The sequence below is a fragment of the Streptococcus cristatus genome (genome assembly GCF_001578775.1).
GTDB lineage: Bacteria > Bacillota > Bacilli > Lactobacillales > Streptococcaceae > Streptococcus > Streptococcus cristatus_A.
In genome coordinates this window covers 1,339,487-1,353,079 of the sequence record NZ_KQ969062.1, presented here as the reverse complement: position 1 = coordinate 1,353,079, position 13,593 = coordinate 1,339,487, and the positions used below count along the sequence as shown (strand labels likewise).

Genomic DNA, 13,593 nt, shown 5'->3' with positions numbered 1-13,593 from the left:
TTATTTAGCAAGTTTAGCTGAAAGACGTGCTTTATCGCGGCTTGCTTTGTTTTTGTGGATCAAACCTTTAGTTTCTGCTTTATCGATAGCTGAGCTAGCAGCACGGAAAAGTTCTTCAGACGGGTTTGCTTCAAATGCTTTGATTGCAGTACGCATAGCTGATTTTTGAGCTGAGTTTTTTTCGTTTTGTTTAACGTTCAATTCAGCGCGTTTGATAGCTGACTTAATGTTTGCCAAGTTATTCACCTCCATTGAAAATACTAACTATCTAATTATATATGAAAAGTTGTGATTTGACAAGTCTAAATTATTTTTTTAGATAGATTTCGTCAATTTCATGATTTCTAGCCTTATGCAAAATCACTTCGGCCCTATTACGAGTTGGCTCAATATAGTCTAATAAGTTCACAAGATTGATTGTTTCCCAGATATTATGGGCCAGCGCTATGACTTCTTCTTCGGGCTGGGTCGTAAAGCGATGGTAGTAATTATTCGTGTCATGCTTGGCTAGTGCCAATAATTTTTTAAAGCGATCCAGATACCAAGACTCGATATTTTCGACTTCGGCATCAACGTAGATAGAGAAGTCGAAAAAGTCAGTCATATAAAGGCGTTCATTTTGCGGATTTTGGAAAACGTTGATACCTTCTACGATGACAAAGTCAGCTGCCTTGATTTCCTGTTTTTCATTCGGGACAATATCATAAATTTCGTGCGAGTAGACGGGAATTTCATAGTTTTGACCATTTTTAATGCGGTCTAAAAAGTCCAGCAAGAGTTCCATATTATAGCTTTCGGGGAAGCCTTTGCGATTTAAAATGCCTGAATCAATCAAAATTTGATTAGGATAGAGAAAGCCATCTGTCGTCACTAATTCAACGGTGGCATTTGTAAAAGTCCGTGATAGGAGGATTTGCAATAGGCGGCTAATCGTTGATTTTCCAACGGCAACACTGCCAGATACTCCGATAATAAAGGGCTGCCTTTTACTCTCCTTTTGTAGAAAAATACCTTTTGAAAAAGCGAGATCTTCTTTGGAACGTTTGTAAATTTGAATGAGATTTGTCAGAGGTAGATAAACATCTGTTACATCCTGTAGACTGATCTTGTCATTGAAACTCTTGATAGAATTGAGTTCGGACTCAGTAAGCGGTGGATTTTTCTTTCGATGCAGATTCTGCCAAGTTTGGCGGCTGATTTTTTCAAAATGAAGAAATTCGTTAGTCATAAGTTACTCCTATATGATGGATTTTAGTATAACATACTTTTGGAGAAATGAAAACGATTTACAAATCTAGAAAATTTATGATAAAATGGTTTTATGACTAAAATGTATTTTGCAGAAAATCCGGATGCCAAACATGACATTCATGAATTAAAAGTGGAATTATTAGGGCAACAGATGACCTTTTTAACAGATGCTGGTGTCTTTAGCAAAAAAATGATCGATTACGGCAGTCGAGTGTTGTTGTCTGCCTTGGAATTTAACAAAAAAGAAACGTTGCTGGATGTCGGCTGCGGTTATGGAACGCTGGGCTTGACTCTGGCTAAAGCGCAAGAGCTAGAAGTCACTCTCGTGGATATCAATCAGCGAGCGCTAGACTTGGCTAGAAAAAATGCAGATGCGAACCAAGTATCTGCGGATATTTTCCAGTCCAATGTTTACGAACAGGTAACCGGACAATTTCATCATATTATCAGCAATCCACCGATTCGCGCCGGTAAGCAGGTGGTGCACGAGGTTATTTCAGGTAGCTATGATCACTTGCTAGCGGATGGGGATTTGACGATTGTTATCCAAAAGAAACAAGGAGCTCCCAGCGCTAAAACCAAGATGGAAGAAGTATTTGGCAACTGCGAGACTCTCAGGAAGGACAAAGGCTATTATATCCTAAGGAGTGTGAAATAAAGATGCGGGCAGTTGATATTATTCAAAAGAAACGAGATGGACTAGAATTGTCCAGTCAAGAGATTGAATGGCTGATTGAGGGCTATGTAGCTGGAACAGTACCAGATTACCAGATGTCAGCCTTTGCTATGGCTGTTTACTTTAAAGGAATGACTACTCGGGAAATTTCAGATTTGACCATGGCCATGGTAGGTACAGGCCAGCAGTTTGACCTGTCAGCCATTTCAGGTATTAAGGTAGATAAGCATTCGACTGGTGGAGTGGGAGATAAGGTTACCTTAATCTTGGCTCCTCTCGTAGCTAGCTTTGGCGTGCCCGTTGCCAAGATGAGCGGACGAGGCTTAGGCCACACGGGCGGTACCATAGACAAGCTCGAGTCTGTCAAGGGCTACCAGGTAGAGCGCAGTCAGGAAGATTTCATCAAGCAGGTTCAGGATATTGGTGTATCCGTCATCGGTCAGTCAGACCAGCTGGTCAAGGCAGACAAGCTTCTCTATGCTCTACGTGACGTGACTGCTACAGTTGATACCATTCCTTTGATTGCCAGTTCGGTTATGAGCAAGAAAATCGCCGCTGGTGCAGACAGCATCTTGCTGGATGTGACCGTCGGTGAAGGTGCCTTTATGAAAAATCTAGAGGATGCCCGTGTCCTAGCCCGTACCATGGTAGATTTAGGTAAGGCTGTCGGACGCAGAACAGTTGCAGTTATTACGGACATGAGTCAGCCTTTGGGTACTAGCATTGGCAATCGTTTGGAAATCTTGGAAGCATTGGAAATCCTTCAAGGGCAAGGACGCGAAGATATTACGGAGTTTATCTGCGAGCTCGCTCGGATTATGCTTGATTTGGCTAATGTTGAGAAGTCAGTTTCTGAAATCAGAGAACATCTGACAAATGGAGCAGCATTGAAAAAATTTGAAGAGATGATTGCGGCTCAAGGTGGTGATCTAGAGGACTTGTATCGGCCATCCCAGGCGGCTTATGTGGCTGAAGTGAGAGCAGAGCAATCTGGCTTTATCACAGAGCTTCCAGCTATGGAATTTGGCTTGTTTGCGATGAGATTAGGAGCAGGACGAGCAGTCAAATCTGATAAACTAGATTATGAAACTGGAATCGTGTTTGAAAAGAAGGTTGGCGAAACAGTCGAAATTGGGGAAATTGTCGCAAAAATTTACGCAAATGAAAAAATTTCTCAAGAACTAGTTACAGAATTCCAAAAAAATGTTAGAATAGGTAGTGAAAGCGTTGCAGTAAGCGAGATTGTCGAAGTGATCGCTTAATTCTAGGAGAATCCAACATGAAATTAAACAAATACATTGATCATACGCTTTTGAAACCTGATGCAAGTCAGGAGCAGATTGCTACTTTAATTGAAGAGGCAAAAAAATATGATTTTGCTAACGTCTGTGTCAATCCGACTTGGGTGAATTTTGCTGCGCAAGCACTAAAAGCTACAGATGTTAAAGTCTGTACGGTCATTGGTTTTCCTCTGGGAGCAAATACTCCGGAGCTCAAGGCTTTTGAAACGAGTGATGCCATCCAAAACGGAGCGAATGAAATCGACATGGTCATCAATATCGGTGCTCTAAAGTCTCGAAACTTTGATTTAATTGAAAAAGACATTCGAGCTGTTGTGGAAGCTGCCAAAGGAACCTTGGTCAAGGTCATTATTGAGACCTGTCTCTTGACAGATGATGAGAAAGTGAAAGCTTGTCAAATTGCTCAGAAAGCTGGTGCGGATTTTGTCAAGACATCCACTGGTTTCTCAACTGGTGGTGCAACCGTTGAGGATGTAGCTTTGATGCGTAAGACAGTTGGGCCAGATATGGGAGTCAAGGCTTCTGGCGGTGCCCGTTCTTACGAAGATGCACTTGCCTTTATCAAAGCTGGTGCGACTCGCATTGGAGCATCCTCTGGTGTAGCGATTATGGAGGGAGACGTGGCTAATGGCGACTACTGATTTGATTGATTTAGTTGTAGAAACCACGAAGAATGCCTATGTTCCATACTCTCATTTCCCTGTCGGAGCTGTTTTAGTAGCTAAAAATGGACAAGTTTTCACAGGTGTCAATGTCGAAAATGCTAGTTTCGGCTTGACCAATTGTGCAGAGCGAACAGCCATTTTTAAAGCTGTTTCTGAAGGCTTTTTAGACTTTGAGGAATTAATTGTTTACGGAGAAACGGAAAAACCGATCTCTCCGTGTGGTGCCTGCCGCCAAGTAATGGCAGAGTTTTTTAATCAGGATTTACCAGTGACCTTGGTCGCTAAAGATAAATCGACGGTCGTGATGACGGTCAAGGAGTTACTTCCATACTCTTTTACAGACTTAACTTGAGTCTGTTGCTGGTCAACTGACCAAAATTAAACTTGCAACTAAGTTGCACATCTTATATAGGAGGTTCAGAAATGAACAAGAAACAATGGCTAGGTCTTGGTCTAGTGTCTGTCGCAGCAATCGGACTTGCTGCATGTGGGAATCGTGCGTCTAAATCAGATAGCTCTAACGCTAAAACTGATTTAAAAGCTGCTATCGTAACCGATACAGGTGGTGTTGATGATAAGTCATTTAACCAATCTGCATGGGAAGGTTTGCAAGCTTGGGGTAAAGAAAATGGCCTTTCAAAAGATAATGGCTATACTTACTTCCAGTCAACTGACGAGTCACAATACGCGAACAACCTAAACCAAGCTGCTACGGATGGTTACAACCTAGTGTTTGGTATCGGTTTTGCCCTTCGTGATGCCGTTGAATCTGCTGCAAAAGATAATTCAAGTATTAACTACGTTATTATTGACGATGTGATTGAAGGTCAAAAGAATGTTGCTTCAGCAGTCTTTGCAGATAATGAAGCAGCTTACCTTGCTGGTGTTGCAGCTGCAAAAACTACTAAGACAAAACAAGTTGGTTTCATAGGTGGTATAGAAGGCGCAGTTATCACACGTTTTGAAAAAGGTTTCGAGGCTGGTGTGAAATCAGTTGATCCATCTATCAAGATTAAAGTGGACTATGCTGGCTCATTCGGCGATGCAGCTAAAGGTAAAACAATTGCTGCTGCTCACTATGCTGGCGGTGCGGATGTTGTTTACCAAGTAGCTGGTGGTACTGGTGCTGGAGTATTTAACGAAGCTAAGTCAATCAACGAAACAAGAAATGAAAATGAAAAAGTTTGGGTACTTGGTGTTGACCGTGACCAAACTGAAGAAGGTAAATACAAATCTAAAGATGGTAAAGAGTCTAACTTTGTCTTGGCATCAAGCTTGAAACAAGTTGGTAAGACTGTCCAAGACATCGCTAATCAAACTGCTAAAGGTAAATTCCCAGGTGGTAAAACTACAACCTTTGGTTTGAAAGACGGTGGTGTTGATTTGACAACAACCAACCTGTCTGAAGATGCTAAAAAAGCTGTTGAAGAAGCGAAAGCTAAAATCCTTGACGGCAGCCTCACAGTTCCTGATAAATAATTGAATGTTGAGCGATCCGACCTACTAGGGTCGCTCATTTTTAAATTCTGACGCCTTTGCATCGATTAAGCCTACTAGGATAGGAGTCCGAGGAGGTTATATCGATATAAAATGAAATTCTGGAAAGGAAAGAGCCATGACACATGAAAATGTCATTGAAATGCGAGAAATTACCAAGATTTTTGGTGAATTTGTGGCCAATGATAAAATCAATTTGGAACTCCGAAAAGGTGAAATTCACGCTCTTTTAGGAGAAAATGGTGCCGGGAAGTCAACCTTGATGAATATGTTGGCCGGCCTACTTGAGCCGACTAGTGGTGAGATTGTAGTAAACGGAAAGCCAGTTAAGCTGGACTCTCCATCAAAGGCGGCCTCACTTGGTATCGGGATGGTGCATCAGCACTTTATGCTTGTGGAAGCCTTCACTGTTGCTGAAAATATTATTCTTGGAAGTGAGATTACAAAAAATGGTATTTTAGACTTGAAACGCGCTACGCAAGAAATTAAGCGTTTGTCTAAGAAATATGGTTTGTCGGTCGATCCATCTGCCAAGATTGAAGACATTTCCGTCGGAGCACAACAACGGGTTGAAATTCTGAAGACCCTTTACCGTGGTGCAGATATCCTCATCTTTGACGAACCAACAGCTGTTTTGACACCATCTGAGATTGATGAATTGATGAAAATCATGAAAAACTTGGTCAAAGAAGGTAAGTCTATCATTCTTATTACCCATAAGTTGGATGAGATTCGTGCAGTTTCTGACCGAGTGACCGTTATTCGTCGAGGAAAATCAATCGAAACCGTTGAAATTGCTGGTGCAACCAACCAAGACTTGGCAGAAATGATGGTGGGACGGGCTGTTTCCTTCAAGACTGAGAAGAAACCTTCTAATCCGCAAGAAACAGTTCTTTCAATCAAGAATCTTGTCGTTGAAGAGAATCGCGGCGTTCCAGCTGTTAAGGGACTTTCACTGGATGTTCGTGCTGGTGAGATTGTTGGGATTGCAGGAATTGATGGAAATGGTCAGACGGAGTTGATTCAAGCTATTACAGGACTTAGAAAAGCAAGCTCGGGTGAAATTTTGATCAAGAACCAGTCCGTGATTGGTAAGAAACCACGCCAGATTACTGAAATGAAGGTCAGCCACGTACCTGAAGATCGCCATCGTGACGGGTTGGTGCTGCAGATGTCCATTTCTGAAAATATTGCTTTGCAGACTTACTACAAGGAGCCGCTCAGCAAAAACGGCATCTTGAATTACAATAATATTTACTCTTACGCGTGCAATCTGATGAAAGAGTTTGATGTGCGGGCAGCTAGCGAGTATGTACCTGCTTCAGCCCTCTCAGGAGGAAACCAGCAGAAGGCTATCATTGCTCGGGAAGTGGATCGTGATCCAGACTTGTTGATTGTCAGTCAGCCTACTCGTGGACTTGATGTCGGAGCAATTGAGTATATCCATAAACGCTTGATTGAGGAGCGTACTCAAGGTAAGGCAGTTCTTGTTGTCAGCTTTGAGCTAGATGAAATACTCAATCTTTCTGACAGAATCGCCGTTATCCATGATGGCAAGATTCAAGGAATTGTGACTCCAGAGAAAACCAATAAGCAAGAACTTGGTATTCTCATGGCTGGTGGTAAGATTTAGAAGGGAGATTCAAATGTCTAAAAAAACACAGCAGATCGCAGTTCCCTTAATCTCAGTTCTTTTAGGGATTTTATTGGGAGCGATTGTCATGGCTATCTTTGGCTATGATGCCATCTGGGGATATGAATCCCTCTTTAAAACGGCATTCGGTTCTTTGAGAAGTTTGGGTGAAATTTCTCGGGCGATGGGACCTCTAGTTCTCATTGGTCTGGGTTTTGCCGTTGCTAGTCGGGCTGGATTTTTCAATGTTGGACTTCCGGGCCAAGCCTTGGCTGGTTGGATTCTGGCTGGTTGGTTTGCCCTTTCCTTCCCTGACCTACCTCGCCCATTGATGTTGCTAGCAACTGTAGTGATTGCAGCAGTAGCTGGTGGGATTATTGGTGCTATTCCAGGGGTTCTGCGTGCCTATTTAGGAACGAGCGAAGTCATCGTTACGATTATGATGAACTATATCGTCCTCTTTGTTGGAAATGCCTTTATCCGTAGCTTTCCAAAATCTGTGATGCAGAGTGTTGACTCTAGTAAGCGTGTTGGTGCCAATGCTATTTATCAAACAGAATGGCTGAGAAGTTTGACAGCTAACTCTCGGATGAATATTGGTATTTTCTTCGCTTTGATTGCAGTTGTGCTGATCTGGTATATGCTGAAGAAAACAACACTTGGCTTTGAAATCCGCGCTGTAGGGCTGAACCCGAATGCATCTGAATACGCAGGGATGTCCTCTAAACGGACTATTATCTTGTCCATGATTATTTCTGGAGCCCTTGCAGGACTTGGAGGAGTCGTAGAAGGACTGGGTACTTATCAGAACGTCTTTGTACAAGGAAGTTCATTGAGCGTTGGTTTCAATGGTATGGCAGTAAGTCTTTTGGCAGCAAACTCTCCAGTTGGTATCCTCTTTGCAGCCTTCCTCTTTGCAGTTTTAAGTGTTGGTGCGCCAGGTATGAACGTGGCTCAGATTCCAACAGAATTAGTCAATATCGTGACAGCTTCGATTATCTTCTTTGTCAGCGCCCATTACCTGATTGAGCGTCTGACTGGTAAGACAGTTTTTGAATTATTTAAAAACCGTAAGCAAGAAGCTGGTAAAGTGAAAGGGGGAAACTAGGATGAGTATTGTAACGATATTAGGTTTATTAGTATCATCTATGCTGATTTATGCGGCTCCCTTGATTTTCACAAGTATCGGTGGAGCTTATTCGGAGCATGCCGGAGTCGTCAATGTCGGCTTGGAAGGGATCATGGTAATGGGAGCATTTACAGGCGTTCTCTTTAACTTGACTTTCGAAAGTAGTTTTGGCAGCTTGACTCCGTGGCTTTCCCTGATTGCTGCTGGTTTGGTCGGAGTGCTCTTTTCTCTTATCCATGCTGTAGCAACCATTAACTTCCGCGCAGACCACGTCGTTAGTGGTACGGTTCTAAACTTATTAGCACCAGCCTTGGCAGTCTTCCTTGTTAAAGCTATCTACAACAAGGGGCAAACAGACAACATTCAGCGTTCATTTGGTAAATTTAATTTTCCTATTTTGTCTGATATTCCAGTTATAGGAGATATATTCTTCAAACATACAAGTCTGATGGGATATTTGGCCATCGTCTTCTCTTTCCTTGCTTGGTTTATCATGTTTAAGACAAAGTTCGGATTGCGTCTTCGCTCAGTTGGAGAACATCCGCAGGCAGCAGATACATTGGGAATCAATGTTTATCTCATGCGCTATTGCGGTGTTATGATTTCTGGTCTGCTTGGTGGTATTGGTGGAGCTATCTATGCTCAGTCAATCTCCGTTAACTTTGCTGTGACAACTATCATAGGTCCAGGATTTATCGCCTTGGCAGCTATGATCTTTGGTAAATGGAGTCCTATCGGTGCTATGTTGGCAAGTCTCTTCTTTGGAGCTTCTCAAAGTTTAGCCGTTATTGGAAATCAGTTGCCTCTTCTTTCAAAAGTACCAACAGTTTATCTACAGATTGCACCATACGTTTTGACGATTGTGGTTCTTGCAGCCTTCTTCGGTAAAGCTGTTGCTCCGAAAGCAGACGGTATCAACTACATCAAGTCTAAATAATTTTTTACACCAGTTCTTTGGAGCTGGTGTTTTTGTGATTGGAAAAAGCTGCTATAGGAAATAGAAAAAGCCTGCTTCGTCTGAAGCAAGCTTTCTAAGATTAATTTGTAGCAATTTCGTTTAATAAATCTTCTGCAGTAGTGGTTGGGTTCACTCGAACACGATTGAGCGAGAGTAATCCGTTAGACAGTGAAGCCAGGCCGTTATTGGTCGTCAATCCCATCTTATAACCCAGACTTTCAGCGATCTGCAAGGTCGCATCACTATAGCGGCCAGATGGATAGGCAACAGTCGTCGTCTTCTGTGATAGATTGTCATCTAAAAAGGCTTTAGAATCACGTAGTTCAAGGGTTTGTTGATCAGCAGTAGCAGTTGATAGATCAGGGTGGTTGACGGTATGGTCTTCAAAGGACATTCCCTTTTCCTTCATTTCTTTGATCTCATCTAGCGTCAGCATATCTTCACGGCCAGCTTGGACAAATCCAGTAATGACATTGTTGGTTGCCTTCATCTGGTACTTTTGAAGTAGCGGGAAGGCATTGGTATAAAAGTCTTTCAAACTATCGTCAAAGGTCAGCCAGACTACTTTTTTATTTTCAGGTAGGACATTTTCTGTCAAAGCTTTGTAAGCTTCATCTGGGGTTAAAGTATAGTAACCAGCTTCTTTCAGGTCCTGCAAATGACTTTCAAAAGTAGTTGGATCTACAATCAAACCAGCATTGGCTGCCTCAGAGGGATCCATTACATGGATCGCATGGTACATCAAGATTGGGATCTTAACAGGCTCGTCTTGTTTTAACCACTTGATTTTTGAAGCTTCTTCATTTGTTGAGGTAGAGTCTGGCTTCGAGGTGGATTGCACAGTTTGGTTGCCTGCAGAGGATTGTTTGCTAGGAGAGAACTGAGTCTTCCAAAGATAAATTCCGCCTACGATTAGGGCAAGGAGCAAGAAAAGATTGATAATAGAAAAAAGGAATGCCTTTTTCTTAGCTTTATGTCTTTGCATGCGTCTTCCAATGTGTTTATCTGTCATGGTATCTCCTTCTAATCTCATGAGTTTAAAATTTTTATTTACATTATAACAAATATACAAATAGATTTGTAGGCATTTCTATATATTTTTGTTATAATGTTTTTTATATAAGAAATATTCAAGGAGTTCCTCATGTCTATTAAAATTGCTTTACTTGGTTTTGGAACAGTTGCCAGTGGTGTCCCTTTCTTGTTGAAAGAAAATGGAGAAAAGATTGTTCAGGCTGCTCATTCTGAGATTGAAGTCGCAAAAGTCTTGGTCAAGGATGATGCTGAAAAAGAACGTCTATTGGCAGCTGGAAATGATTATAACTTTGTAACCAATGTGGATGAAATCTTAAATGACGGCGAAATTGCGATCGTAGTGGAGCTGATGGGACGGATTGAACCAGCTAAAACCTTTATCACACGAGCACTTGAAGCAGGTAAGCATGTGGTAACTGCTAACAAAGATTTGCTGGCAGTTCATGGTTCTGAATTGTTAGACATTGCTCAGAAAAATGGTGTTGCCCTTTATTATGAAGCTGCTGTTGCCGGCGGTATCCCAATTTTGCGCACCTTGGTTAATTCATTAGCATCTGACAAGATTACTCGCGTTTTGGGCGTGGTCAATGGAACATCTAACTTCATGATGACCAAGATGGTAGAAGAAGGTTGGTCTTATGAGGATGCTCTTGCGGAAGCGCAACGTTTAGGATTTGCTGAAAGCGATCCGACTAACGATGTTGATGGAATTGACGCAGCCTATAAAATGGTCATTCTCAGCCAATTTGCTTTCGGTATGAACATCAAGTTTGAAGATGTCAGTCACCAAGGTATTCGCAACATCACGCCAGAAGATGTCGCTGTTGCTCAAGATTTGGGCTATGTAGTGAAATTAGTCGGCTCAATTGAGGAAACGCCATCAGGAATCGCTGCGGAAGTGACACCGACTTTCTTGCCAAAAGCGCATCCACTAGCTAGCGTAAACGGCGTAATGAATGCGGTCTTTGTCGAGTCAATCGGTATCGGAGAATCCATGTATTACGGTCCAGGTGCAGGTCAAAAACCAACTGCTACCAGTGTCGTTGCGGATATCGTCCGTATTGTCCATCGCTTAAATGAAGGCACGATTGGCAAAGCTTTCAATGAATTTAGTCGCGAGCTTGTCTTGGCTAAACCTGAGGATGTTAAGAGCAACTATTATTTCTCTATCTTGGCTCCAGATGCCAAAGGTCAAGTCTTGCATTTGGCTGAAATCTTCAATGCTGAAGAAATTTCTTTCAAGCAAATTCTGCAAGAAGGTACAGATGGTGAAACTGCTCGTGTAGTCATCATCACGCATGCTGTCAGCAAGACTCAGCTAGAAAATGTCGTTGCCAAACTCCGTGAGGTACCAGAGTTTGAATTGCTCAATACCTTTAAAGTATTAGGAGAATAAGATGAAAATTATTGTACCAGCAACCAGTGCCAATATCGGACCTGGTTTTGACTCAGTTGGTGTTGCAGTCTCCAAATATTTAGAAATCGAAGTCTTGGAAGAAAGTCAGGAGTGGGTTATTGAGCATGACCTCAATCCTCGAATTCCAACGGATAAACGGAATTTACTAATCAAGATTGCCCTGCAATTAGCTCCAGACCTTCAGCCTCATCGCTTAAAAATGACCAGCGATGTTCCTTTGGCACGCGGTCTTGGCTCTTCTAGCTCTGTTATCGTTGCTGGGATTGAACTGGCTAATCAGTTAGCAAATCTGAACTTATCAGATCATGAAAAGCTGAAAATTGCGACAAAAATCGAAGGCCATCCTGACAATGTGGCACCAGCGATTTATGGAAATCTAGTGATTGCAAGCTCTTTCCAAAATCAAGTTTCAGCTGTCGTGTCAGATTTCCCAGAGGTCAGCTTTATCGCTTTTATTCCCGATTATGAGTTGAGAACAGTTGAAAGCCGCCGTGTCTTGCCTAATCGCCTTTCATACAAGGAAGCTGTTGCAGCAAGCTCTGTAGCCAATGTCGCTGTTGCAGCGCTCTTAAAGGGCGATATGAAAACAGCTGGTCGTGCCATTGAATCTGATCGTTTCCATGAGAGATATCGCCAACCGCTTATCAAAGAATTTTCTGATATTAAATTCTTAGCCAGAAAACAGGGCGCTTTTGCGACTTATATCTCTGGAGCTGGTCCGACTGTTATGGTTTTATCTCCGAAAGACAAGGCTGAACAGATTTATCAGCAAATCAAGGAACAAGGTTTTGATGGACAAGTCTTCCAGTTGCAAGTTGATACTCAGGGTGTACGTGTAGAAAAATAGAAGAGAGTTTGAGGATGACGAACTTGTGGACGCAGTGTTGGTCTACAATCTTCGTTCTCCTCTTTCTTTTTGCTTTGAAAAAGAATCTTTATTTCCCCCAGTCTATCGTAAATATCATTTAATTTTGATATAATAGAGTGTAATTTGTAAAGAAGAGAGTAAGTCATGCAAAACCTAGAAAAATTTTCTGCGGAATTAGAAGGAATCGACATCCGTTTTAATGAACCTTTGAGTCAATACACTTATACAAAGGTAGGCGGAGCTGCCGATTTCTTAGTTTTTCCACGCAACCGTTATGAATTGGCTCGGATTGTCAAATTGGCCAATCGTGAAAATATTCCTTGGTTGGTGCTCGGGAATTCAAGCAATATTATTGTTCGAGATGGCGGTATTCGAGGCTTTGTCATCATGTTTGACAAGCTAAATAATGTAGCAGTAGATGGTTATACGATTGAAGCAGAGGCCGGTGCAAATCTAACTCAGACCACTCGTATTGCCCTGCATCATAGTTTAACTGGCTTTGAATTTGCCTGCGGCATCCCGGGTAGTGTCGGCGGTGCTGTCTTTATGAATGCTGGTGCTTATGGCGGTGAAATTGCTCATGTGCTTGTTTCCTGCAAGGTATTGACACCTGAAGGGGAAATTAAGACCTTGGATGCGCGTGATATGCGCTTTGGCTATCGTCATTCACTTATTCAAGAAACTGGCGACATCGTCATTTCAGCTAAGTTTGGTCTGGCACCAGGTGTCCACCAAAACATTCATCAAGAAATGGAACGCCTGACCTATCTGCGTGAACTCAAGCAGCCTTTGGAATATCCATCATGTGGGTCGGTCTTTAAGCGTCCTCTGGGGCATTTTGCTGGTCAGCTCATCAGTGAGGCTGGTTTAAAAGGCTATCGAATCGGTGGTGTAGAGGTTTCAGAAAAGCATGCTGGTTTCATGATTAATGTTGATCATGGTACAGCTAGTGATTATGAAGAGTTGATTGCTCATGTTATTAAAACAGTAGAGGAGCATTCTGGTGTCACTCTGGAACGAGAAGTTCGAATTATTGGAGAAGCATAAGAGTCCGATATGCAATTGTCCAAGTCTTTAGGGTAGCCAATATCCATGTGTCATTAGTAAAGGGGGTGAAAGCCTATCGATATCGCAAGTATGCAGGGCCCTAGTAGCCTTCGAGA

The 13,593-nt window shown here is 42.3% G+C and carries 14 protein-coding genes; 11 read left to right on the top strand and 3 right to left on the bottom strand.

Going from position 1 to position 13,593, the window contains the following annotated elements; all coding sequences use genetic code 11:
* Entirely contained in the window at positions 1–237 is a 237-nt protein-coding gene (rpsT, locus tag SCRDD08_RS06750) for a 30S ribosomal protein S20 (RefSeq protein WP_001274000.1), read from the bottom strand.
* A 70-nt stretch (positions 238–307) separates the two neighbouring features.
* Positions 308–1,228, bottom strand: a complete 921-nt coding sequence (coaA, locus tag SCRDD08_RS06745) for a type I pantothenate kinase (protein WP_061422959.1) — start codon at positions 1,226–1,228, stop codon at positions 308–310.
* 93 nt (positions 1,229–1,321) lie between these two features.
* Here coaA and SCRDD08_RS06740 point away from each other — a divergent pair, with 93 nt between their 5' ends.
* From SCRDD08_RS06740 to SCRDD08_RS06705, 8 genes are all read left to right on the top strand, one after another.
* Positions 1,322–1,909 carry a class I SAM-dependent methyltransferase gene (locus SCRDD08_RS06740; protein WP_061422958.1) on the top strand — a complete coding sequence of 196 codons (588 nt, stop codon included), beginning with the start codon at positions 1,322–1,324 and terminating at the stop codon, positions 1,907–1,909.
* A 2-nt stretch (positions 1,910–1,911) separates the two neighbouring features.
* Positions 1,912–3,189, top strand: coding sequence for a pyrimidine-nucleoside phosphorylase (locus SCRDD08_RS06735; protein ID WP_005590141.1), 1,278 nt, complete (start codon positions 1,912–1,914; stop codon positions 3,187–3,189).
* Between the two features lie 17 nt (positions 3,190–3,206).
* On the top strand, positions 3,207–3,869 hold the full coding sequence (gene deoC, locus SCRDD08_RS06730) for a deoxyribose-phosphate aldolase (protein WP_061422957.1): 663 nt from the start codon (positions 3,207–3,209) through the stop codon (positions 3,867–3,869).
* Complete coding sequence (locus SCRDD08_RS06725; RefSeq protein WP_015604783.1) at positions 3,856–4,245, top strand: cytidine deaminase; 390 nt, start codon at positions 3,856–3,858, stop codon at positions 4,243–4,245. The genes deoC and SCRDD08_RS06725 overlap by 14 nt, the downstream gene beginning before the upstream one ends.
* Before the next feature lie 71 nt (positions 4,246–4,316).
* Entirely contained in the window at positions 4,317–5,372 is a 1,056-nt protein-coding gene (locus tag SCRDD08_RS06720; protein WP_048791817.1) for a BMP family lipoprotein, read from the top strand.
* A gap of 136 nt (positions 5,373–5,508) precedes the next feature.
* Positions 5,509–7,023, top strand: coding sequence for an ABC transporter ATP-binding protein (locus tag SCRDD08_RS06715; protein ID WP_045497051.1), 1,515 nt, complete (start codon positions 5,509–5,511; stop codon positions 7,021–7,023).
* Between the two features lie 13 nt (positions 7,024–7,036).
* Entirely contained in the window at positions 7,037–8,131 is a 1,095-nt protein-coding gene (locus tag SCRDD08_RS06710; RefSeq protein WP_061422956.1) for an ABC transporter permease, read from the top strand.
* Between the two features lies 1 nt (position 8,132).
* Complete coding sequence (locus SCRDD08_RS06705; protein ID WP_061422955.1) at positions 8,133–9,089, top strand: ABC transporter permease; 957 nt, start codon at positions 8,133–8,135, stop codon at positions 9,087–9,089.
* A 100-nt stretch (positions 9,090–9,189) separates the two neighbouring features.
* Here SCRDD08_RS06705 and SCRDD08_RS06700 read toward each other — a convergent pair whose 3' ends face one another.
* The gene (locus SCRDD08_RS06700) at positions 9,190–10,122 is read right to left on the bottom strand and encodes a polysaccharide deacetylase family protein (protein ID WP_061422954.1); all 933 of its coding nucleotides are present in this window, start codon (positions 10,120–10,122) and stop codon (positions 9,190–9,192) included.
* Positions 10,123–10,254: 132 nt separating this feature from the next.
* Between SCRDD08_RS06700 and SCRDD08_RS06695 the strand changes: the two genes are divergently transcribed.
* From SCRDD08_RS06695 to murB, 3 genes are all read left to right on the top strand, one after another.
* Positions 10,255–11,541, top strand: coding sequence for a homoserine dehydrogenase (locus tag SCRDD08_RS06695; protein ID WP_061422953.1), 1,287 nt, complete (start codon positions 10,255–10,257; stop codon positions 11,539–11,541).
* Position 11,542: 1 nt separating this feature from the next.
* Complete coding sequence (gene thrB, locus SCRDD08_RS06690; protein WP_061422952.1) at positions 11,543–12,409, top strand: homoserine kinase; 867 nt, start codon at positions 11,543–11,545, stop codon at positions 12,407–12,409.
* Positions 12,410–12,574: 165 nt separating this feature from the next.
* Positions 12,575–13,477: a UDP-N-acetylmuramate dehydrogenase gene (gene murB, locus SCRDD08_RS06685; protein ID WP_061422951.1), complete on the top strand. Its 903-nt coding sequence runs from the start codon at positions 12,575–12,577 to the stop codon at positions 13,475–13,477.
* Positions 13,478–13,593: the final 116 nt, after the last annotated feature.